This window comes from Niallia sp. HCP3S3_B10, assembly GCF_052064465.1.
Taxonomy (GTDB): Bacteria; Bacillota; Bacilli; order Bacillales; family Cytobacillaceae; genus Niallia; species Niallia hominis.
Genome location: NZ_JBQHVO010000044.1, coordinates 1 through 21,550 on the forward strand (window position 1 = coordinate 1; position 21,550 = coordinate 21,550).

Sequence of the window (21,550 nt, forward strand, 5' to 3'; positions counted from 1 at the left end):
CTACCGCGCTTGCGTTTGGTTGGCGGTCTAACGACCACCAACCAAACCAGAGGGTAAATTATTTTCTACCCACAAACATTTTACTCATACTTACTATTAATTTGAATGGATGAGAACAGAATGACATAAGTTAGAGATCATGGGAAATGTTAACGAAAGTAAAAAAATATTTTTGTCTAATCTATTTATTGCCAATATGGTATAATTAGTATAATTTAACTATATAATTAGGTGGAGTTCAAGAAATAATTAATTCTATTATATCCATGATAAAATAAAACCTAGTGTATAGTAATATTTAGTGGTATTGCAAACTAGATTCCTCCTATTCACATTTGTGAATAGATATGTAATTAGTACTATATTATAGGCTTTATCATTGTTGGTTTACATCCTCAATAGAAAAATATTTCCCGTTAATTTTATTCTGATTGGTTACATATATAAGTTGTTATTTTGGTACTTATTCTAAAAGGGAATCTATTTATGAATCAGTACAAAAGTATTATAATTACGACAATAAATAAAAAATCAATATATATAAAATAAAGATTGTTCCTTGGAAAAGTGCTTCGATTAATTTTTACTCTTTATTAAATTTATCTCGTATTTATATTTTAAATAAGAATTACTAAATCAAAGAATGAATAGTTAGGTGAATTAGGTGATAAATACATGGACTTCCTTGGCCACCAAAAAATATTAATATTAAAAAGTCGTTTTTTTGAATTGTATGATATTAAATTAATAAACGATGATTACGACATAATTATCCAAGAAGCGCTCCAAGCGATAAAAGAAGTATTTGGGGCTGTTGAAGTTACTCTATATACCAGTGAAGAATGGGATTTGAATTGGTCAATCGTATCCACCACAGCTAGTAGAGATGATTTAGGAAAGAATACCTGTATAAAGGAAAATTTACAATTGGCAAGTGGGTATAAATTTTTCCGGTTGCCTATTACGGAAGATACAATACATGATTATATGATGCTAGCCCTGAAAAGTAAGGAGAAACTTGACTATATTCTAGCAATAAAGATCAAGAAGGAATTATTGGACGAGCCAAATGGAGAAATTTCTTTATTCGATATGGTAGCAAAGGAAGTCGGAATATTATTTAGAAATATGCAAAATATGTTAAATGTTAATAGAGATAAGAAGAAATATAAGCAGTTATTTAAAGTGACTGAAAAATTTCATTCCTCTATGAAAATGGAAGATGTATTAAGAGAGGTTATTTTTACCTTAAAAAAAGTGTATCCTTCGTATCATTATTATCTTTTGCTATCACATGATAATAATAGTCCAATGGATCTGCCAATAAAGGATTTAGAATATGACAGTGAAAACATGGCCGCTATGGAAGCATATGTTACGGCTGAATTGCAATTCGAAAATTTGAAAGAAGAAAAAAGTTCTGTTATCTATGCTCCTTTAAAAGGAAAACAAGGAGTATACGGAGTTCTGCAAATTATTGTTCCAGATGTTAGCTCTTTTCCGAAAAATGAAGTGGAATTTATTTCTTTATTGGCAAATACGGCAGGAGGTGCATTGGAAAATGCTCAGCTGTATCAGCAATCAAAAAAATTAGTTACTGATTTACAGTTAATAAATGAGGCGTCGGATCAATTAAATTCTAATTTACGCTTAAATGAAATGATGACATATATTTGTGAAAGAATATCTGCGAGTTTTAATGCAAAGGAAGTAGGATTTATTCTGTTTTCCATCGAAAATGATTCAACAAAAGTGCTACAAGGAAGCTCTTCTTTCTTTTTTGAGCCGGAATCGAAGAATTATATTGATTATTTTAAAGAGAAAATTCAAATGGAGAAAGATTCCCTCTTTTTAGGAGATTTCAGTATGCAGCTTGAGGATGTTCGGTATAAGTCTGTAATGGCTGTGCCTATGATGCAAACAGGGGTATTAAAGGGGTTTGCTATAGTAATGCACCCAGATGCATACCATTTTTCATTTGATACATTTAAACTGTTACAGTCTTTAATACATCATTCTACTCTTGCCTTAACTAATTCCTTGTTAAGAGAGGAGTTGGAAAAAATGGTCGTAACAGATCATTTAACAAAACTTTTTTCTAGAAGTTATTTGGATGAAAAGATTCAAAGGTCCTTAATAGAAGATAAGGAAGGAACATTTATTTTAATCGATATTGATGATTTTAAATTAATAAATGACACATATGGACATCAAATTGGCGATGATATTATCATTCAAGTGGCGAATATTATTAAAGAAAATATTCGGAGTTCAGATGTTGGTTCCAGATGGGGTGGAGAAGAGCTAGCTATTTATTTGCCAAAAGTCACTCTTTCTTTAGGTGTTACGATTGCTGAAAGATTGGTGAAAAAGGTAAGGGATTATTCTAAGCCATCTGTTACCATTTCCTGTGGAGTTTCTTATTGGAATAAGCAAACTAATGATACGTATAATACGCTTTTTAAGCGTGCAGATAAAGCATTGTATATAGCAAAGGAAACAGGAAAAGACAAGGTAGTTATCCAAAATACTCTCCTTGTTAGCGAATAAAAAAGGTGTTCTGCCTCTCATGAAGAAGGGCAGGACACCTTTTTATATTTGGAAGTACATCCCGATTTATTTTATAAACTTAACTAATGTAGATACAAAAATCTCTAAATATTTTTGATCTAATTCATCAAATCTATTCTTTTCTGGAGAGTCAATATCAAGGACGCCTATTAAAGTACCGTCTTCCTTGACTAATGGGATGACGATTTCGGATTGAGAGGCTGCATCACAGGCAATATGACCTGGAAATTGATGAACATCTTCAACTCTTACTGTTTCTTTATTAAAGGCTGCGGTACCACAAACACCTTTTCCCAATGGAATACGGACACAAGCAGGTAAGCCTTGGAATGGTCCAAGAACAAGCTCATTGTCTTCAACTAGATAAAAGCCCACCCAGTTGGTTTTTTCTAGAAATTGATTTAATAATGCTGATGCATTAGAAAGATTTGCAATTGTATTATGTTCTCCCTCTAATAAAGCACGTAATTGTTTTTCAACTAATTGGTACTGTTCTTCTCGTTTACCTTTATATGTTTCGACGCTAAACATGTATATCACCAATCTTTCTCATTTTTTTTGTTGTTTTTTGACGATAAATACAGAAGGAACCCATACTTTGTCGGTAATCTTTTAAAGGATTCTCCCTCTTTATAAAGAAGTGTAAGGAATAGCATATTTGTAGATTTAATGGCTGTTCTCCAAAATACTGATATGGAAACTCATACACACTCTTCCTTGAAAAAACAGTCTTTATCATAAAGCGAAGTTTTTAATAATTCAACCATACTTTTTAAGGATTCGCAACAGAAAAGAGGTTAGGCTAGATGAAAGAAATTTCAACAAGGGATGCCATTGTAGAAGCTGCCATTTCGTTATTTAATCAGAAAGGTTATCATGGTACTTCTATCCGAGATATAGCTGGGCTGGCTAAAGTGAATACAGCAAATATTTCCTATTATTTTAATGGTAAGCAAGGATTGTTAGAATATTGTTATATGAATTTTTTCGAAACCTATTTAGAATTGTTAGAACAAGTTTATTTACAATCCTGCAATCCAACGGAAAAGTTAAAAAAATTAGTAGACAGTATTATCACCTATCAATGCAAAAATCCTCAATTAACCAGATTTATATTAAGAGAAGTTACGATTGATTCACAAGTTGTAAGGGAAATAATGTCGACTTATTATGTGAAAGAAAGATATATCTTTACACAAATTTTGGAAAAAGGGATAGAGAAAAAAGAATTTAGGAAACAGTCTATTTCCTATAGTATCATTCAATTAAAAGGGCTACTCTCCATGCCTTTTATTCACTCTTTCTATGTTACCGAGGTTCTTCATATTTTTCTAAATGAAGATTATTTCAAAAGAAAATATTCAGAAGAGATCCATCGATGGATACATGACGTTGTTTGTATGAATGAAAATGAATTATCGATTATTCCATAACATAACGTTCCGGCCTTGTCCTAAATCTTTTGCCTGGTGAGCATCAGAACCATATACTAAGGGGATACCACGTTTAACCGCTTCTTCAGCTATCCACTTTGAAGGATATGGTTCTTTGCAATATGGCTTATTTACTCCTGCTCCGTTATAATCCAGTTCATAATTGTTATTTTTCACTTCGTCTAAAATGGTGAGTATAACAGTTTGAAAGTCTTGGTCAATGGGATACAAATGCTGGAATTTATGTATCAGCGTCATATGACCTATTCGTTTTGGTTTGTTAGGACCTAAGTCTGCTTGAATCGATTTCAAAAGTGTTTGGTAATAAGTAGCATATACTTTTGATATTCCTCCGTACTGCTCTACAATATTTCCAAAAAGCTCGGGGCTGTAATCGACACAATCATAGTGATTGTTTAAAGGATTTTTCAGGAAGTGTACACTTAAAATGCTGTCGTCTAATAAATGACCCCAATCTGCTAGAAAGTTTTTTATTTCTAGTTCAAATCCCTCCATATAATCAATTTCTAGTCCTACATTTATCTTGATTGTTTCTTCATATTCTGCTTTGATACACTGTATTTCTTTTAAATAAATGGGTAATGTTTCGATTGTTATACTGCTGTCTTGCGTTGGTGTTGTATCGATAAACCCTTCTGGTAAGGGGGCGTGCTCGGTAAATGTCATTTCTTTATAACCAAGGGCTAATGCCTGTTCTACGTATTGTTTAAGAGAATCTTTAGAACCATGTGGACAAAATGGAGTATGGATATGTCCGTCTTTTTGCATGGGAATAATCACCCTTTCTATATTTGCTAATATTGATATATACCTAATATAGCAGGAAGACTAATAAAGAAGTAGTTATACGTGTTATTTTTGAAAAATACTTATATAATTTAAGTTATCTAGCGAACTTTGAAAAAAGTAAACGAAATTATGAAAAAAACGTAAAATAATAGTCAAAAAATGTCGTTTACATGTTATCATAAATACAAAGAAATTTACCTGCAAAAAGGGAGATATCTAATATAGCTTAAAACATTTTGCTTGGATTTTGAAAAAGTAATCTTTTTTTTACGGCAGTTACCTTTATGCGTATTATTTTTGTGGAATACTGCTCTTTACTATTAGATAATTATTAGCTTAATTAAAATAGATACGGAATTATGGCCGGTGTATGAACAGGGGGCTTCAAATGAATTACATAATTGGTGGAATAGGTTTAGTTATTTGCCTATTTGTAGCGGGATATTTTATTAAACGAAAATATTATAATGGTGTCGATGAATTAGAAAATTGGAAAATAGACATGATGAATCGTCCCGTATTAGAAGAGCTTGCAAAGGTTAAACAATTGAATATGATTGGACAAACCGAAGAGTTGTTCGAAAGATGGAGAAAAGAATGGGATGACATTGTTACTACCGAATTGCCTACTATTGAGGAATTGCTTTTTGATACGGAAAATTATATTGATAAATATAACTTTCCGAAAGCCAAGAAGACACAAGATACTATTCGCTTTAAAATGGAAAGTGTAGATAAAAGAATTGATACTATATTAGAAGAACTTAATAATCTAGTTGGTAGTGAAGAAAAGAACAGATCGGAAATTGAAGAACTTAAAGAATCCTACCGTGTCAGCAAAAAAAATCTTTTAGCACATCGTCATACTTATGGTGAGACAGAGAAAAAGATTGAAACAATGCTTCACGAAGTTGCGGAATTATTTATAACTTATGATGAAAAAACGAATAATGGGGATTATTTGGAAGCAAGAGAGATTGTTTATAAAATGCAAGAACGTTTAACAACGATTACTTATCTGATGGAAAAAATTCCTCCATTACTGATTGAATGTCAGACAAAATTGCCAGAACAACTTGATGAGTTAAAAGATGGCTATGTAGATATGTTGGAGCAAGGATACATCTTGGAACATTTGCAAATGGAAGAAGCAATCGAAAACTTAATGAATGAACTTGCATCAACTGAAAATGATTTAAGAGAAGGAAAAGTTGAGGCAGTAGAAAAGGTTATTGCAGAAATACAGGAAAAGCTGGATTTGCTATATGATTTATTAGAAAAAGAAGTACTTGCAAAAAATTATTGTAGTAATAATATCAACGTAACCAAGGAAATCTTAGAAGATGTTCAGCAAGGAAACGCACAGCTTCAAGTAGAAGTTGGATTATTGCAGACAAACTATAATCTAGATAATGAAGATATTGAACTGCAATTTAAGCTTGAGAAGAAATTAAATCATCTCTATAAGCAATATGAAGTATTAGAACATAAGCTCTTGACTGAATCAGCAGCACATACTCTGTTGGGAGAAGAACTTAAGGAACTGAAAGGGCAATTAGAAAATGCCTCTTTAGAACAAAAAGAATTATTTGATAGGCTGCATGCTCTACGTAAAGATGAAGTTTCTGCACATAATCGTATAAGAGAACTAAGTAAACAAGTGGCAGAAGCTATTAGAAGTGTTACTAATAGCAATTTGCCAGGTGTGACAGATGAGTATAATGAGCTAGTACGAGAAGCAAAAGAAAGTATTGATGAAGCAAAAAGAATGTTAGATCGAACACCATTAAATATGGTTGAAGTGAAGAACATAATAGAAGTGACAGAAGAAAAAGTGACGGTGCTAGTTAATGCAACACTTGAATTGGTAGAAACCGTTTATTTAGCAGAGAAAATCATTCAATATGGGAACAGGTATCGTCGCCAATATCAAAAAGTCCATCAAGGCTTATTAGAGGCAGAAGCACATTTTAGAAATTATCGCTATAAAGAAGCATTGCAATATGCTGCAGCAACCATTGAAGAGATAGAGCCTGGAAGTACTAATAAGATTCAAGCTTGGTCACATGAATGGAAAGAAAATGAAAAGTAATGATGAGTAACATCTAATTCCATTATAAGTAGAAAAAAGTCTGAGGGACATGTCTCAGACTTTTTTTGTGGAAAGCGAAAAATTTCTCCGGTTATGGAAAGAGTTAACATTTTATTTCCAGTAAGAATAGATATAATGAATTTTTATGAAGCTTATTCTTTTATTTGAAAAAGTTTTTTGGTAGCATAATAAAGTGAAACTTCGATTAGTGAATATTATTCCGCTTTATAGAGGATAAAGTAGAGAGTTAAAGACGTAACAATTATAACGTTATGTGAGTGAAAATGATTGTCGCTAAAGGAAAAGCGGATTAACGAATTTTTATAATGGAAAGGAAATTCCAATGTAATGATATATTTAGATAATAGTGCAACAACTAAGCCTTTTCCAGAGGTTATTGAGTCTTTTACGACTGTATCCCAAAAATATTTTGGAAATCCATCCTCAATCCATCGAATAGGAATGGAATCAGAGAAGCTGTTAATACAAGCAAGAGAACAAATTGCGGGACTTTTAGAAGTGAAAAGCAATGAAGTATTTTTTACCTCAGGTGGTACAGAAGGAAATAATACCGTTTTAAAAGGAATTGCTCGTTCATATAAAAGTAGAGGGAATCATATTATTACCACAGCAATTGAACATGATTCCATTCACAAAGTAATGGAGCAATTAGAAGATGACGGTTTCACTATTTCTTATGTCCCTGTCGATGAGTTTGGTCAAGTATCAATCGAGGATATAATCAAAAATATACGCAAAGAAACCATCCTTGTTTCTATTATGCATGTAAATAATGAAATAGGATCTATTCAGCCAGTTGAGGAAATCGGTAAACGATTAACCAATTATCCAAATATATTTTTTCATGTAGATGGTGTTCAAGGAATTGGGAAAAAAGCCCTCTCAATAAATAAGGCAAACATAGATGCTTATACCATTTCTGCCCATAAATTTCATGGCTTAAAAGGAAATGGGGTTTTATATATAAAAGAAGGAAAAAGAATAGAACCTTTATTGGCAGGTGGCGGGCAAGAGAATACTTTTCGCAGCGGAACGGAGAATGTTGCTGGTGCAGTTGCTACTGCCAAGGCATTACGAATGCAGCTGCAAAATCAAAAAGAGAAACTGCCTATTCTGAAACAGTTGAATGTTTATTTGCGTGAGGAATTATCTAAGATAGAAGGTATCTCCATTCATACGCCAGCAGCAGAGAAAAGTGTACCTCATATTGTTAACTTCTCCATCGAAGGAATAAAGGCAGAAGTATTTGTTCATGCATTAGAAGAACGTGATATATATATATCCACTACAAGTGCCTGTTCATCAAAGACAAATAAAATTAGTAAAACATTATTAGGAATAGGAGTACCAGAACAGCTTGCAGAAAGCTCGTTCCGAATTAGCTTATCCTATGAGAATACAATAGAAGAAATGGAAAGCGTAATTGCAGCTATAAAAGATATTCAGGAATGGTTGAGAGGGGTAATGAAGTGAAATATGATCGTATTTTAATACGTTATGGAGAGCTATCTACGAAGGGGAGAAACAGAAAGCAATTTGTAGATAAACTAAAACGAACAATTGCAAAGTCTCTAGAGGGCTATCCATCTGTTTCAATTGAAGCAAAAAGAGAAAGAATGTATGTAATGTTAAATGGTGAAAAGGAAGAGGAAATTTCTAAAGTGCTTAAAAACATCTTTGGTATTCAATCCTTTAGCCCAGCAGTAAAGCTTGAGCGGGATATAGAGAAAGTAAAAGCAGCTGCTTTAGATATTGTTTCTTCTTTATATAAAGAGGGATGTACCTTTAAAATAAGTGCAAGACGAGCTGACAAAGAATTTGAACTAGATACAAATGAAATTAATCAGGCGATTGGTGGGCATTTGCTAAAAAATATCTCTGGTTTAAAAGTTGATGTTAAAAATCCTGATATAAATGTTCAGATTGAAGTTAGAACAGAAGCAATCTATCTTTCCTGTGAAAATATTCCAGGGGCGGGGGGGCTTCCTTCAGGAACGAGCGGGAAAGCAATGCTAATGTTATCTGGTGGATTAGATAGCCCGGTAGCAGGATATTTATCTATGAAAAGAGGATTAAAAGTTGAAGGGGTACACTTCTTTAGTCCTCCGTTTACAAGTGAAAGAGCAAAACAAAAAGTAATTGATATTTCGGAAAAGCTTGCAAGTTTTAATGGTCACTTTGTGTTGCATATTGTTCCATTTACAACTATTCAGCAGTTAATTCATAAGCAGATTCCAGAAAATTATACAATGACCGCAACGAGAAGAATTATGCTAAGAATAACAGATGAAATTCGCAGAAGAAAAGAAGCGCTGGCTATTATCACGGGCGAAAGCTTAGGGCAAGTTGCTAGTCAGACATTAGAGAGTATGTATGCAATCAACGATGTAACAAACACACCTATTTTAAGACCTTTAATAACTACAGATAAAACAGAAATAATCGAATGGGCAAAAAAAATTGATACACATGATATCTCTATTCGTCCATATGAGGATTGCTGCACGGTATTTGTGCCGGCATCGCCTAAGACTAAACCAAAAAAAGAAAAAATACAATATTATGAAAGCTTTACTGACTTTGAACCATTGATTGAAGAAGCAGTTAATCATATTGAAACGATTATCCTTAAAAGGGAAGAGAAGAAGAAGGAGACCGAAATAGATTCACTTTTTTAAAGTGTTTTGCATGACCGCCATAAGGGAGAAGTGGTATGATACAAAAATTTCCTGTTTTTTTGTGAACAATTACCAGTAAAAAGAACGAATGAATGCTATGTGTATTACACATTCTATTATCACAAGGAGGTGATACACATGGCAAGCAGCAACAATTCAAATCAATTATTAGTACCTGGGGTTTCTCAAGCTCTAGATCAAATGAAATATGAAATTGCTACTGAGTTTGGTGTAAACTTAGGTGCTGAAACAACTTCTCGTGCTAACGGTTCTGTTGGTGGTGAGATCACTAAACGTTTAGTGCAAATGGCTGAACAACAATTAGGCGGCGGTTTCTCTAAATAATTGAATAGTAATGGCTACAAGAAGCAAGGCATCATGCCTTGCTTCTTCTTTATGTAGGCCTATTTTTTGCTTTTATTGGTAAAAGATTGGCTCCTTAAAGGAACGAAATTTAATTAATTCAAAAATTGGAGATAGGGTAGTATAATGGGTTAAGTATTTACTTTTAGAAACAGGAGGAGACTACATATGCGGACGGAGGATTTAATTGCTCCAGAACAATATAATTTTGTTTCGGAGATTGAGAAATTTGCCCAAAATACAGATAGACTTGCTTTAAAATGGGAGAATGAAGAGGGCGAAACAAAGGAAGTTACTTATTCCTCCTTAATGAAAGCAGCAAATAGAATAGGAAATGTTTTCAAAGAAGAGGGCCTACAAAAAGGAGATGTTGTTCTTGTTATTGTTCCAAGGATAATAGAAGCCTATCAGGTATACTTAGCAGCTTTAAAACTGGGAATAACTGTCCTTCCAAGTTCAGAAATGCTTCGCGCAAAAGATTTACAATATCGCATTAAGCATGGAGAAGTAAAAGGGGTAGTTAGCTATTATCCATTTTTAGAGGAATTAGAATTAGTGGAAGAAATACATACTATTAAACGTTTTGTATTAGGTGAAGCAAAAGAAGGTTGGATGCTTTTAGATGAGCGAGTACTGGAGGTTTCAGATGAACTAGAACTGGTAAGTACACATAAGTCAGATACAGCATTTATTTCCTATACATCAGGAACAACTGGAAATCCAAAAGGTGTCGTACATACGCATGGTTGGGCATATGCTCACCTCAGAACAGCAGCACCAAATTGGCTGAATATTGAAGAAGGTGACCTTGTATGGGCAACGGCAGGTCCAGGATGGCAGAAATGGGTTTGGAGCCCACTATTATCTGTTTTAGGATCTGGTGCAATTGGACTAGTCTATCATGGAAGATTCAACCCGGATAAATATCTGCAGCTTTTGGAGAAATATGAAGTAAATGTTTTTTGCTGTACGCCAACAGAGTATCGCTTAATGGCAAAAGTGGAAGATATTCAAAAGTATCAATTAGATCAATTACGAAGCGCAGTTTCTGCTGGAGAACCACTAAATAGAGAAGTTATTGATGTATTTAAAGCGAATTTCCAACTAGATGTCCGTGATGGATATGGACAAACGGAAAATACGTTATTAGTAGGGATCACAAAGGGAGTAGAATTACGCCCTGGATCTATGGGGAAACCAACTCCAGGAAATAGCGTCGAAATCATAAATGAAGATGGAGAAATTTGTTCAGTAGGGGAAGTTGGAGATATCGCAGTACACAAAGATACTCCTGCATTATTTAAAGAATATTTAAAAGAACCAGAAAGAACAAAAAATCAATTCCGTGGAGATTACTATATCACTGGTGATCGTGCTAAGAAAGATGAGGATGGTTACTTTTGGTTCGAAGGCAGAAGAGATGATATTATTATTAGCTCTGGCTACACGATTGGACCTTTTGAAGTAGAAGATGCTTTAGTTAAGCATAAAGCAGTTAAAGAGTGTGCGGTAGTGGCAAGTCCAGACCCAATTAGAGGAAATGTCGTGAAAGCATTTATAGTTCTTCGAGATAAAATAGAAGGAACAGAAGAATTAATAAAAGAACTGCAAACACATGTAAAAAAATTAACGGCTCCATATAAGTATCCACGTAAAATCGAATTTATGGAAGAATTGCCTAAAACGACTTCAGGGAAAATTAGAAGAGTGGAATTACGAGAGAAAGAAGAGCGTAGCAACTAAAGAAGAAAATAAACTTCTCGTTCTCAAAACAGAGTGCGAAAGGTATTAAAAAGGGCACTAAAGTTAGTGTCCTTTTTAATAAAACAGAACTGATGATTTATAGAGTTTATTGCCATTCAATCGAAATTTAAGATAGTAGGAGGATTTGCATGGGGAAACTGATTTATGGTGGGAAGATGTATACGCTTAAAGAGGAAGGACAAGTAGTTGAGGCAATTTTTACAGAGGAGCAATATATCGTGGATTTCGGCGATAAAAAGTACTTGGAAGAAAAATACGAAGGAAGGATACAAGAAAAAATAGACTTAGAAGGTGAAGTTCTCCTTCCGGGATTTGTAGATAGTCATATGCACCTAGTTGGGCATGGGGAAAAGCTATTAAGATTAAATTTATCCACTTGCACATCAAAAGAGGAAGCTTTGCGGTTGCTAGCTAATTATGCAGAGAATATAGAAGAAGGGCAATGGATTATAGGAGATGGATGGAATGAAAATATGTGGCAGGAGCAACAGGTACTGACTTCTATAGATATTGATCAGTATGTTCCAAACCATCCAGTCCTCCTAAATCGTATATGTAAGCATGCAATTGCAGTAAATTCATATGCTTTAAAAATTGCCAATATTACAAATGATACTTCCTCTCCAATTGGTGGAGTTATGGAGAAGGATGAGGAAGGCACGATTATTGGAGTTTTTAAAGATCAAGCACAAGAGTTAATAACAAGAGTCTTGCCTAAAGTAACCGATGAATATGTGGAAAGAGCATTGCGAGCAGGTATTAAAGATGCCTATAAGTTAGGACTAACTGGAGCTCATACTGAAGACTTACACTATTATCATGGCTATGAAGGAACATATCGTTCCTATAAAAAAGTAATTGAAGAAGAAGGAAATCACTTTAGAGCCCATTTGCTTGTGCATCATGAAGTATTTGATGAGATGATACATGATGGCGGGAAATATCTAGGTGGTACCGAATGGGTGGAGCTTGGCAGTATGAAAATATTTGCTGATGGTGCTTTTGGTGGAAGAACCGCTCTTTTAAGTAGACCATACCTTGATGATCCTTCAACAAATGGAGTAAGCATTTTTTCACAAGAACAATTAAATGAATTAGTAGAAAAGGCAAGGAAGAGAGAAGTTCCGATTGCTGTACATGCAATAGGCGATGCAGCTTTTGAAATGGTCTTACAAGCTATTGAACAACATCCTTTACAAGGATTTGGAAGAGATCGCCTTATTCATGCAACGATGCTTCGCAAGGATTTAATGGAACGTATGAAAGACTTGCCGTTAATATTAGATATCCAGCCTAGCTTTGTAACTTCAGACTTTCCTTGGGTAATAGATAGACTGGGGAAAGAAAATCTTGCCTATTGTTATGCTTGGAAAACATTATTAAAAGAGGGATTACATTGTGCAGGGGGTTCTGATGCTCCAATTGAAAGTGCAAATCCTTTAGTAGGAATTCAAGCAGCTATTACAAGAACTAATGCAGAAGACATAGAAGGAAACGGATACCTTCCAGAAGAGGCGTTAACAGTATATGAAGCAGTGAGCCTTTATACAAAAGGAAGTGCTTATGCCATTTGTCATGAAGAAGATCGAGGGAAAATTGAAAAAGGCTATTTAGCAGATTTTACTGTATTGAATAAAGATATTTTTGAAGTAAGTCCAAGTGAAATAGATAAAATAGAAGTAACAAAAACAATTGTTGGAAATGAAATAATGTATGATCGATTAAAGTAATAACAAGTGAAAGAGGCAGGGACATAAGTATTTCAACCAACAACAAATACGAACTATAATGTAATTAGATTACATTATAGTTCGTATTTATTTTTTAGAAAAAGGTTTAAAAACGAAGTGAAATGGAGCAGAGGACGCTCGACTTTTGCGGGAATTAGAGACGCTTTAGAACCAGCAACGCAGTGATGAGGGCACTGAAAAAGTATAGTTTTTCCAAATTAAATAAGAATTTATTTATTTGAAAGCGAATATTAAGTTGGTTTGGAGAGGTGACCGCTTAACTCCTATGGGAGCAGCGAGAAAGTCCGAGACCCTGCAGGAGCGGAGCGACGAAGCGGCTCAGCGCTCGCCCCAATGAGTCATGTGGTCACCTTGGAAAACAATTTGCACATCTAAGTTTAAAAGGCGGTTACGACCAATCATCAATAGCTATCTGTTTTTCAGTGGTCGCGTAGTGAGGCTCAGCTTCCTCTCCGGCGCATCCGTGCATCTGTAGCACAATGAACGACTTATTTTATACACTTAACTATATTTAAAAACATAGATAGTGTAGCATTATTTAAGAGCTAAATTAGAGATTGTTCGTCTTTAAAGATTAGTTATTTAGTTTTGTCCCAGTCTCTTTTGGCTGTATTTGACAAACATTTCTAAAAAAGATTGCCAGTTACCAAAATAATATATATAATATGGAATATTTCGAATATGGAAAGAAGCGATGAAGATGGAGAAAAACAACATTAAAAACGGGGTAATATTTGCTGGTATATCTTACTTAATATGGGGACTATTCCCGATATATTGGAAGCATCTGCAAGGAGTTGGGGCAGATGAAATTCTCGCAAATCGAATTTTTTGGTCATTTATTTTTATGTGCATTTTACTAACATTTACTCGTAAATGGGAATTATTCTTTCAAACATTAAAATCATTTAAGCACCAGAAAAGACAGGGTATCATGCTGTTTATTGCATCTATATTAGTAAGCTGCAATTGGTTTATCTACATTTGGGCTGTAAATGCGAATAAAATAATCGAAACGAGTCTAGGGTATTATATAAATCCACTGGTAAGTGTATTATTAGGCATTTTTGTAATGAAAGAGAAATTGTCTAAAATACAGTATGTTTCTGTAGGATTAGCTGCAATTGGAGTTTGTATTATTACTTTTGCTCATGGAGCATTTCCATGGATTGCTATTTCATTAGCATTAACATTTGGCTTATATGGATTAACAAAGAAATTAATCAAAATTAATTCGGATGTAGGATTAACCTTGGAAACCATGTTTATTACTCCATTTGCCTTAATGTATATTGGCTATTTATTTTTAAAAGGAGATCATGCATTTTTAGCTGTATCTACTAGTTTAGACTTCTTATTAATTATTTCTGGTGTGTTAACAGCAGTGCCATTGTTGTTTTTTGCAAAAGGAGCGCAAAGGATTCCGCTATCCATGCTCGGGTTCATTCAATATTTAACACCTACATTAACACTAATACTTGGGGTATTCGTTTATCATGAACCATTTACAACCTCTCATTTATTGGCATTTATATTTATTTGGTCAGCATTATCCATTTATTCTTTATCACAAACAAAACTATTCTCTAATTCAAAAAAGCAACAGCAAGCAAAGGGAATAGCGTAAAGAATCTATTTAAGTAATCCGACATTTTCCTGAAACAATATCGGTACTTATACGTATAAGAAATAGAAAGAAATAATAGGGGGTTATAAGTAATGAGTGGAAAACGTTGGGCAGCTTTAGGGATAGCTGGTATTATTTTTGTCTTTTCCATTATTACCAGTATGGTATCTGTAGCGTTCACAACGGACGTAGAAGATTTATTTGGACAATTTCTTAGTGAAGGGGAAGGGCCATATGTAGAAGAATACATAGAGGACGGAGATTTCTCTGAGAAGATAGTTGTACTGGAAGTGTCTGGGACCATTCAAGATACTGGAGATGCCGAATCTCTTTTTTCGACAGTAGGTTATAATCATACTTCCTTTATCGAAAAATTAGATTACATAAAAGAGGATCCTAGTGTAAAAGGTGTAATTTTGAAAGTAAATTCTCCTGGTGGAGGAGTTGTAGAAAGTGCACAAATCCATGATAAATTAGTAGAAATTCAAAAAGAATCAAAAAAACCAATATACGTATCAATGGGATCTATGGCAGCGTCTGGAGGGTACTACATTTCTGCACCTGCTGATAAAATTTTTGCTAGTCCGGAAACATTAACAGGCTCACTTGGAGTTATTATGAGTGGATATAATTTCGAAGGGCTTGCTGAAAAGTATGGAGTAGAGTTTGTCACAATTAAGAGTGGGAAATATAAGGATATCATGAGTTCTACAAGAGAAATGACAGAAGATGAAAGAGAGATTTTACAAAATTTAATTGATAATTCTTATGCCGGTTTTGTTAAAGTCATTGCTGATGGTCGAGGAATGACAGAGGCAGAAGTGAAGAAAGTCGCTGATGGACGGATTTACGATGGTAGACAGGCGAAGGAACTAAATTTAATCGACGATTTTGGCTATTTTGATGATGTAGTAGAACAGATGAAAAATGACTATGATTTAAAGGACGCAGCTGTCGTTACCTATACCGACAATACTGGTTTTGCTTCCCTATTTGGAATGACTGCCAAAAAATTAATTACAAGTGAGGATAAAGAATTAGCAAATATACTAAAGATTGTCACCAATGCTAACTCGCCTCGACTAATGTATTTATATGCAGAATAGGAGGGGGACAAATGAGTAATAACCGTGAAAATATAGAATCAGAATCTTCCCTGAAGGACGAGGAACTATCCGAATTAACGGTATCATTAAATGAAACCGTTGAATCAAAGGAACAAAATCTGAATGTTGGTGATAGTAAGTTAGATTCTAAAGGCAAAGTTTCGTATGTATATGCCGGCTTTTGGATGCGCTTTTGGGCTTATTTAGCAGATATAGTGATTGTATCGAGCGTTAATCGTATTCTTATTTATCCGATTTTAAGAATAATAGATGTACCGTTACATGAATCGAGTATTTTTTCTACCGTTAACATTTGTACGGCCATTACGTTTTATTTATATTTTGTTTTAATGACACTGTTTTTAAAACAAACGTTAGGAAAGATGATTTTTGGCTTGAAGGTTATACCGATGAACAAAGAAAGATTAACATGGGACACTATCCTTTTCCGTGAATGGATTGGTCGATTTATCTCTGGCAGCTTTATTATTTTATATGCGCTAGTTGCCTTCTTGCCGAAGAAACAAGGTCTTCATGATTTATTTGCTGATACAGCAGTCATTCATGATCGATAATAGGAACCGAGGTTGGGACATAAGTTTTAACTAATAATAAAAACGGACATTTATGCAGTTGGTATGCATTAGTGTTCGTTTTTTGTGTTTTGGAAAGATGATTTTTAAAAAAGTAAATTGGTTATTTCGTTTTGTCACATCCTAGTTTTTATTTTTGAATACTAATTCCATAGCATAGAAAAGAATCAGGAAGAAATAGGTTTATTTTTTCATATTTTATCCAATAATAATAGGCTGAAGGGAAGTGTTACCAAAGTGAAAGTTCTTTCCATAATTGGTCTTATTATTGGTGCTCTTTTTTTAGTGCTTATTTTTCTGTGTTTTTTAAAATTAACGATACATATACGCTATTATCATAAGAAAGATAATGATGATTTAAAGATAGAGCTTCGAGCATTGTTTGGACTCATAAAATACAAAAAAACCATTCCTTTGATAAAAATAGATGAGGACTCTCCAACACTGGTGATGAAAGAGGAGACGGAATTACAGGGTAAACAGGAAACTGTAGAGGAAACAAAGCAATTTTCCGCCTCTGATTTATTAATTTTTTTATCTAATTCAAAAGAATTATTAAACCATGTTGTACAGTTTCATCGCATAGTAAGGTCATTTTTAGCAAAACTAACAATTAAGCATATCGAATGGAGCTCGATTGTTGGTCTAGGAGATGCAGCACATACTGGAATGATTTCTGGTGCTATTTGGGCTGTTAAAGGAAGTATTATTGGCATTATTAGTAATTATATGAAGCTTAAAGACATGCCCAAAATCAACATATATCCACAATTTCAAGGAATGGCCTCTGAAACATTATTTTCTTGTATGATTCAATTTCGGATAGGGCATGCTATGATGGCAGGAATTAAACTGGTTAAATATTGGAAAGATGGTTTTCCAAAGTTTAAAACAAGTGAACCATCTATTCCAAGTAAACAATAGCAACGGAGGAATGGGAAAATGTCAGATCATCCAATTCAAGGCTTAATGACAACTGCAATGGAAAACTTAAAAGAAATGATTGATGTCAATACGATTATTGGCGATCCTGTTGAAACACCTGATGGCAGTGTCATCTTAACCGTATCTAAAGTGGGATTTGGATTTGCTGCTGGTGGTAGTGAATTCACACTTGAAAATCATTCATTAAATGATTCGTTGACTAAACATCCTTTTGGAGGGGGAAGTGGTGGGGGAGTAAGTATTACTCCAATTGCTTTTCTTATTGTAAATGGTGAGGGCGTAAAAATGGTGCATTTAGATGAAAGTACCCATCTATACGAAAAAATATTGGACATTGCTCCACAAGCTGTTGATAAGATTCAACAAATGTTCGCTAAAAAAGATTCATCTTCTGAATCAAGCAACAACAACGCTCATACAAACCAGCCGAAAGAAGATATTGAGTTTTAAAAAAATCAATTAGATGTAGTTTAAACGAGTTCACACAAAATAGTGGACTCGTTTCCTTTTTTTTATAAAAAAAGCCAATTATATTTCTTAAGAAAGTACGTTTTTTTTGCAAATAAAAAAAACTATCGATATTATGGTAGTAAATACATAGAATGAAATCGAAAATGGAGGAGAGGCAATGGCAAATATAACGTTTAAGCATAACCCGGTAACATTGATTGGAAATGAAGTGAAAGTCGGAGACAAAGCTCCAGATTTTACCGTGTTAGCAAATGATATGTCAGAGGTAACATTAGCAAGCTCAAAGGGAAAGGTCCGCCTTTTTAGTGTTATCCCTTCTATTGATACAGGTGTTTGTGATACTCAAACAAGAAAATTTAATGAGGAAGCAGCTAGACTTGAGAATGTGGAGATAATAACAGTAAGTGCTGATTTACCTTTCGCTCAAAGAAGATGGTGTGCTGCAAGTGGCTTGGACAATGTTATTACTGTATCAGATCACAGGGATTTATCTTTTGGAGAATCATATGGTGTGGCGATGAAAGAATTGCGATTGTTAGCTCGTGCTATTTTTGTTGTTGATTCAACTGATACTGTAACTTACGTTGAATATGTTAGTGAGGGCAGCAACCATCCGAACTACGAGGCAGCGATAGCAGCAGTGAAAGCAGCGAAATAACGATAATAACTTATAGGTAATACAATCGATTATCTGGTTAAATTTTTAACCGTATGATAAGCTAGAGTTTGGCCTTCTATATAAAGGACAGGCTCTTTTTATTTGGCTGTATCCTATTATGCAAAATTCAGAGATAGTTATGTAACGGAAAATTTATGTTTAGAAATCTACAATAAATTAGGTGATAATAGATGAACATTTCTCCAGTAGAAGAATTATTTACAGTATTTAATGAAACAGCATTAATTATTCAAGAAGAATTGGAATATACGTATTTAGAATCATTAGCTTTAACAGGAGAAAATATCTTTCAAGAAGCTATATTACAAGAAGAATTAAGTGAATTAAGTAAGAAAAGATTAAGAAACGCCTATGAAGAAATCAAATTGGCCAAATACACAAAAGAAGAAATTCGCAAAGCTTTTCAACTTGTCATTTTAAAAGGGATGAAAGAAAATACACAACCAAATCATCAAATGACACCTGATTCTATCGGCATTCTTTTTGGCTATTTAGTGCAAAAGTTTTGTACGAAAGTGGAACTGCGTTTGTTAGATTTAGCGGTTGGAACCGGTAATTTATTAACTACTGTTATGAATCACCAGCAAGGGAAGAATATAGCTGCATACGGTGTAGATGTTGATGACTTATTATTACAACTAGCACTTGTAAATGCAAATCTACAGGAACAGCCAATTGAATTTTTTAACCAAGATAGTTTAGAGCATTTATTTATTGATCCAGTAGATGTTGTTGTAAGTGATTTACCAGTTGGTTATTATCCGAATGATGTTCGTTCTAATGAATTTAAAGTCAAATCAAATAATGGGCATACATATGCACATCATTTATTTATAGAGCAAAGCATGAATTATCTAAAACCAGGTGGCTATGCATTCTTCGTTATACCAAACAATTTATTTGAATCCGAACAAGCCGCAAATCTGCATGATTATATAAAAGAAGAAGTACACATACAGGGGATTATGCAATTGCCGGAAACGCTTTTCAAAAATAAACAGTCGGCAAAAAGTATATTGATTCTGCAGAAAAAGGGGAATAATATAGTTGCACCGAAACAAGTTTTACTTGCAAAAGTGCCTAGCTTCTCCAATATGCGTGGAATGGAAAAAGTTTTAAATGAATTGGACACTTGGATTCAAACAAATAAAAAAGATTAACCGGAAAATTTTCTGGGTAAATCAATTATTGTTATAAAACAGATTCTCTCTATTATATAGTAGGAAATCGACAAAAATTTGTCTTTTTTTTGAAATATCGACGAAAATCCAAAAAAAAATGAATAACTAGGCATAATGTGCTTGAAATGTTTCTAGTAGAATGTTTTAATGAAAAACTGAAAGAAGTAAATCTTGTCTGTTGTATGATTCGATCTGTTCAATGTCAGACAAAGTAAATAAAAAGTTGTTATACAAAAGGGGAGTAAAACATTTTATGGCAAAAATTATTGCGATTAATGCTGGTAGTTCTTCATTAAAGTTTCAATTATTCGAAATGCCAAGTGAAGAAGTAATTACAAAAGGTTTAATAGAGCGCATTGGATTAAATGATGGAGTATTCAATATTAATTTTAATGGCGAAAAAATCAAAGAAATATCTGATATCCCAAATCATGAAGTAGCGGTAACAATTCTATTATCAAAATTAACAGACCTTGGAATTGTTGCATCGTTTGATGAAATCGATGGAATTGGACATCGGGTATTACATGGTGGGGAAGAGTATGCTGATTCTGTTTTAATCACAGAGGAAGTAATGGTTAAACTTGATGCTTTATGCGAATTAGGACCATTACACCAACCAGCAAACTTAACTTGTATTCGTGCATTCCAACATGTATTACCAAATGTGCCAGCTATAGCAGTATTTGATACAGCGTTCCATCAAACAATGCCGGAAAAATCTTATTTATACAGCCTTCCATATGAATATTATGAGCAATACGGAATTCGTAAATATGGTTTCCATGGAACAAGCCATAAATATGTGTCACAACGTGCGGCAGAATTATTAGGTCGTCCAATTGAACAACTACGTTTAATTTCTTGTCACTTAGGAAATGGGGCTAGTATTGCGGCTATTGAAGGTGGGAAATCTGTTGATACTTCTATGGGATTCACTCCACTTGCAGGTGTAACAATGGGAACACGTTCAGGTAATATTGACCCGGCGTTAATTCCATTTATTATGGAAAAAACGGATCAATCTGCTGAGGAAGTAATCCAAGTATTAAATAAAAAGAGTGGCCTTTTAGGGATTTCTGGTTTCTCAAGTGATTTACGTGATATTACAGAACAAGCACAAGCTGGAAATGACCGTGCTGAACTAGCTTTACAAATCTTTGCAGATACCATCCATAAATACATCGGATCTTATGCTTCTGGCATGAATGGTGTAGATGCAATCATCTTCACAGCTGGTATCGGTGAAAACAGCGAAATCGTTCGTGCTAGAGTCCTTCAAGGTCTTGAATTTATGGGCGTTTACTGGGATCCAACATTAAACAAAATTTCTGGGGAAGAGTCATTCATTAACTACCCTCACTCTCCAGTAAAAGTAATGGTTATCCCAACAAATGAAGAAGTAATGATTGCAAGAGACGTTTGCAGATTAGCTGGTATCTAAGTTAACTAAATAAAAAATCTT

Annotated in this window: 18 protein-coding genes; 16 read left to right on the top strand and 2 right to left on the bottom strand. The window is 34.0% G+C overall.

Features of this window, described 5'->3' with window-relative positions:
- The first annotated feature begins 675 nt into the window (after positions 1-675).
- Complete coding sequence (locus ACTNDN_RS17250; RefSeq protein WP_031534978.1) at positions 676-2,550, top strand: sensor domain-containing diguanylate cyclase; 1,875 nt, start codon at positions 676-678, stop codon at positions 2,548-2,550.
- Between the two features lie 66 nt (positions 2,551-2,616).
- On the opposite strand, the gene ACTNDN_RS17255 is transcribed toward ACTNDN_RS17250, so the two are convergent.
- A complete protein-coding gene (locus tag ACTNDN_RS17255; RefSeq protein ID WP_031534976.1) occupies positions 2,617-3,102 on the bottom strand; it encodes a GAF domain-containing protein in 486 nt (161 codons plus the stop codon).
- A gap of 275 nt (positions 3,103-3,377) precedes the next feature.
- Here ACTNDN_RS17255 and refZ point away from each other — a divergent pair, with 275 nt between their 5' ends.
- The gene (refZ, locus tag ACTNDN_RS17260; RefSeq protein WP_031534972.1) at positions 3,378-4,004 is read left to right on the top strand and encodes a forespore capture DNA-binding protein RefZ; all 627 of its coding nucleotides are present in this window, start codon (positions 3,378-3,380) and stop codon (positions 4,002-4,004) included.
- Here refZ and hisJ read toward each other — a convergent pair.
- Positions 3,987-4,793: a histidinol-phosphatase HisJ gene (gene hisJ / locus ACTNDN_RS17265; protein ID WP_031534970.1), complete on the bottom strand. Its 807-nt coding sequence runs from the start codon at positions 4,791-4,793 to the stop codon at positions 3,987-3,989. The genes refZ and hisJ overlap by 18 nt on opposite strands.
- Positions 4,794-5,202: 409 nt before the next feature.
- On the opposite strand from hisJ, the gene ezrA reads away from it, so the two are divergent.
- From ezrA to ACTNDN_RS17335, 14 genes are all read left to right on the top strand, one after another.
- Positions 5,203-6,906: a septation ring formation regulator EzrA gene (gene ezrA / locus ACTNDN_RS17270; RefSeq protein ID WP_031534968.1), complete on the top strand. Its 1,704-nt coding sequence runs from the start codon at positions 5,203-5,205 to the stop codon at positions 6,904-6,906.
- 348 nt (positions 6,907-7,254) lie between these two features.
- Positions 7,255-8,400, top strand: a complete 1,146-nt coding sequence (locus tag ACTNDN_RS17275; RefSeq protein ID WP_031534966.1) for a cysteine desulfurase family protein — start codon at positions 7,255-7,257, stop codon at positions 8,398-8,400.
- The gene (gene thiI, locus ACTNDN_RS17280; RefSeq protein WP_031534964.1) at positions 8,397-9,605 is read left to right on the top strand and encodes a tRNA uracil 4-sulfurtransferase ThiI; all 1,209 of its coding nucleotides are present in this window, start codon (positions 8,397-8,399) and stop codon (positions 9,603-9,605) included. The genes ACTNDN_RS17275 and thiI overlap by 4 nt, the downstream gene beginning before the upstream one ends.
- Before the next feature lie 138 nt (positions 9,606-9,743).
- Complete coding sequence (locus ACTNDN_RS17285; RefSeq protein ID WP_031534962.1) at positions 9,744-9,950, top strand: alpha/beta-type small acid-soluble spore protein; 207 nt, start codon at positions 9,744-9,746, stop codon at positions 9,948-9,950.
- A gap of 186 nt (positions 9,951-10,136) precedes the next feature.
- The gene (mbcS, locus tag ACTNDN_RS17290; protein ID WP_031534960.1) at positions 10,137-11,711 is read left to right on the top strand and encodes an acyl-CoA synthetase MbcS; all 1,575 of its coding nucleotides are present in this window, start codon (positions 10,137-10,139) and stop codon (positions 11,709-11,711) included.
- A gap of 149 nt (positions 11,712-11,860) precedes the next feature.
- Positions 11,861-13,462, top strand: a complete 1,602-nt coding sequence (locus ACTNDN_RS17295) for an amidohydrolase (protein WP_031534958.1) — start codon at positions 11,861-11,863, stop codon at positions 13,460-13,462.
- 721 nt (positions 13,463-14,183) lie between these two features.
- Positions 14,184-15,110 carry an EamA family transporter RarD gene (rarD, locus tag ACTNDN_RS17300; RefSeq protein WP_031534956.1) on the top strand — a complete coding sequence of 309 codons (927 nt, stop codon included), beginning with the start codon at positions 14,184-14,186 and terminating at the stop codon, positions 15,108-15,110.
- A 92-nt stretch (positions 15,111-15,202) separates the two neighbouring features.
- Complete coding sequence (gene sppA, locus ACTNDN_RS17305; protein ID WP_031534954.1) at positions 15,203-16,216, top strand: signal peptide peptidase SppA; 1,014 nt, start codon at positions 15,203-15,205, stop codon at positions 16,214-16,216.
- Positions 16,217-16,227: 11 nt separating this feature from the next.
- Positions 16,228-16,791, top strand: coding sequence for an RDD family protein (locus tag ACTNDN_RS17310; protein WP_031534952.1), 564 nt, complete (start codon positions 16,228-16,230; stop codon positions 16,789-16,791).
- A 255-nt stretch (positions 16,792-17,046) separates the two neighbouring features.
- Positions 17,047-17,733 carry a DUF2953 domain-containing protein gene (locus ACTNDN_RS17315; RefSeq protein ID WP_031534950.1) on the top strand — a complete coding sequence of 229 codons (687 nt, stop codon included), beginning with the start codon at positions 17,047-17,049 and terminating at the stop codon, positions 17,731-17,733.
- Positions 17,734-17,751: 18 nt separating this feature from the next.
- A complete protein-coding gene (gene ytfJ, locus ACTNDN_RS17320) occupies positions 17,752-18,204 on the top strand; it encodes a GerW family sporulation protein (protein ID WP_031534948.1) in 453 nt (150 codons plus the stop codon).
- A 178-nt stretch (positions 18,205-18,382) separates the two neighbouring features.
- Positions 18,383-18,883: a thiol peroxidase gene (gene tpx, locus ACTNDN_RS17325; protein WP_284561508.1), complete on the top strand. Its 501-nt coding sequence runs from the start codon at positions 18,383-18,385 to the stop codon at positions 18,881-18,883.
- A 191-nt stretch (positions 18,884-19,074) separates the two neighbouring features.
- Positions 19,075-20,064, top strand: a complete 990-nt coding sequence (locus ACTNDN_RS17330) for a class I SAM-dependent methyltransferase (protein ID WP_031534944.1) — start codon at positions 19,075-19,077, stop codon at positions 20,062-20,064.
- A 274-nt stretch (positions 20,065-20,338) separates the two neighbouring features.
- Positions 20,339-21,529 (top strand): acetate kinase, encoded by a 1,191-nt coding sequence (locus ACTNDN_RS17335; RefSeq protein WP_031534942.1) that lies wholly within the window; start codon positions 20,339-20,341, stop codon positions 21,527-21,529.
- Positions 21,530-21,550 lie beyond the last annotated feature (21 nt).

What these genes read in the sequence shown, in the direction of transcription:
- ACTNDN_RS17250 (WP_031534978.1), top strand. Translation starts at nt 676, where the DNA reads ATGGACTTCCTTGGCCACCAAAAAATATTAATATTAAAAAGTCGTTTT.
- ACTNDN_RS17255 (WP_031534976.1), bottom strand. Translation starts at nt 3,102, where the DNA reads ATGTTTAGCGTCGAAACATATAAAGGTAAACGAGAAGAACAGTACCAA.
- refZ (WP_031534972.1), top strand. Translation starts at nt 3,378, where the DNA reads ATGAAAGAAATTTCAACAAGGGATGCCATTGTAGAAGCTGCCATTTCG.
- hisJ (WP_031534970.1), bottom strand. Translation starts at nt 4,793, where the DNA reads ATGCAAAAAGACGGACATATCCATACTCCATTTTGTCCACATGGTTCT.
- ezrA (WP_031534968.1), top strand. Translation starts at nt 5,203, where the DNA reads ATGAATTACATAATTGGTGGAATAGGTTTAGTTATTTGCCTATTTGTA.
- ACTNDN_RS17275 (WP_031534966.1), top strand. Translation starts at nt 7,255, where the DNA reads ATGATATATTTAGATAATAGTGCAACAACTAAGCCTTTTCCAGAGGTT.
- ACTNDN_RS17285 (WP_031534962.1), top strand. Translation starts at nt 9,744, where the DNA reads ATGGCAAGCAGCAACAATTCAAATCAATTATTAGTACCTGGGGTTTCT.
- mbcS (WP_031534960.1), top strand. Translation starts at nt 10,137, where the DNA reads ATGCGGACGGAGGATTTAATTGCTCCAGAACAATATAATTTTGTTTCG.
- ACTNDN_RS17295 (WP_031534958.1), top strand. Translation starts at nt 11,861, where the DNA reads ATGGGGAAACTGATTTATGGTGGGAAGATGTATACGCTTAAAGAGGAA.
- rarD (WP_031534956.1), top strand. Translation starts at nt 14,184, where the DNA reads ATGGAGAAAAACAACATTAAAAACGGGGTAATATTTGCTGGTATATCT.
- sppA (WP_031534954.1), top strand. Translation starts at nt 15,203, where the DNA reads ATGAGTGGAAAACGTTGGGCAGCTTTAGGGATAGCTGGTATTATTTTT.
- ACTNDN_RS17310 (WP_031534952.1), top strand. Translation starts at nt 16,228, where the DNA reads ATGAGTAATAACCGTGAAAATATAGAATCAGAATCTTCCCTGAAGGAC.
- ytfJ (WP_031534948.1), top strand. Translation starts at nt 17,752, where the DNA reads ATGTCAGATCATCCAATTCAAGGCTTAATGACAACTGCAATGGAAAAC.
- tpx (WP_284561508.1), top strand. Translation starts at nt 18,383, where the DNA reads ATGGCAAATATAACGTTTAAGCATAACCCGGTAACATTGATTGGAAAT.
- ACTNDN_RS17330 (WP_031534944.1), top strand. Translation starts at nt 19,075, where the DNA reads ATGAACATTTCTCCAGTAGAAGAATTATTTACAGTATTTAATGAAACA.
- ACTNDN_RS17335 (WP_031534942.1), top strand. Translation starts at nt 20,339, where the DNA reads ATGGCAAAAATTATTGCGATTAATGCTGGTAGTTCTTCATTAAAGTTT.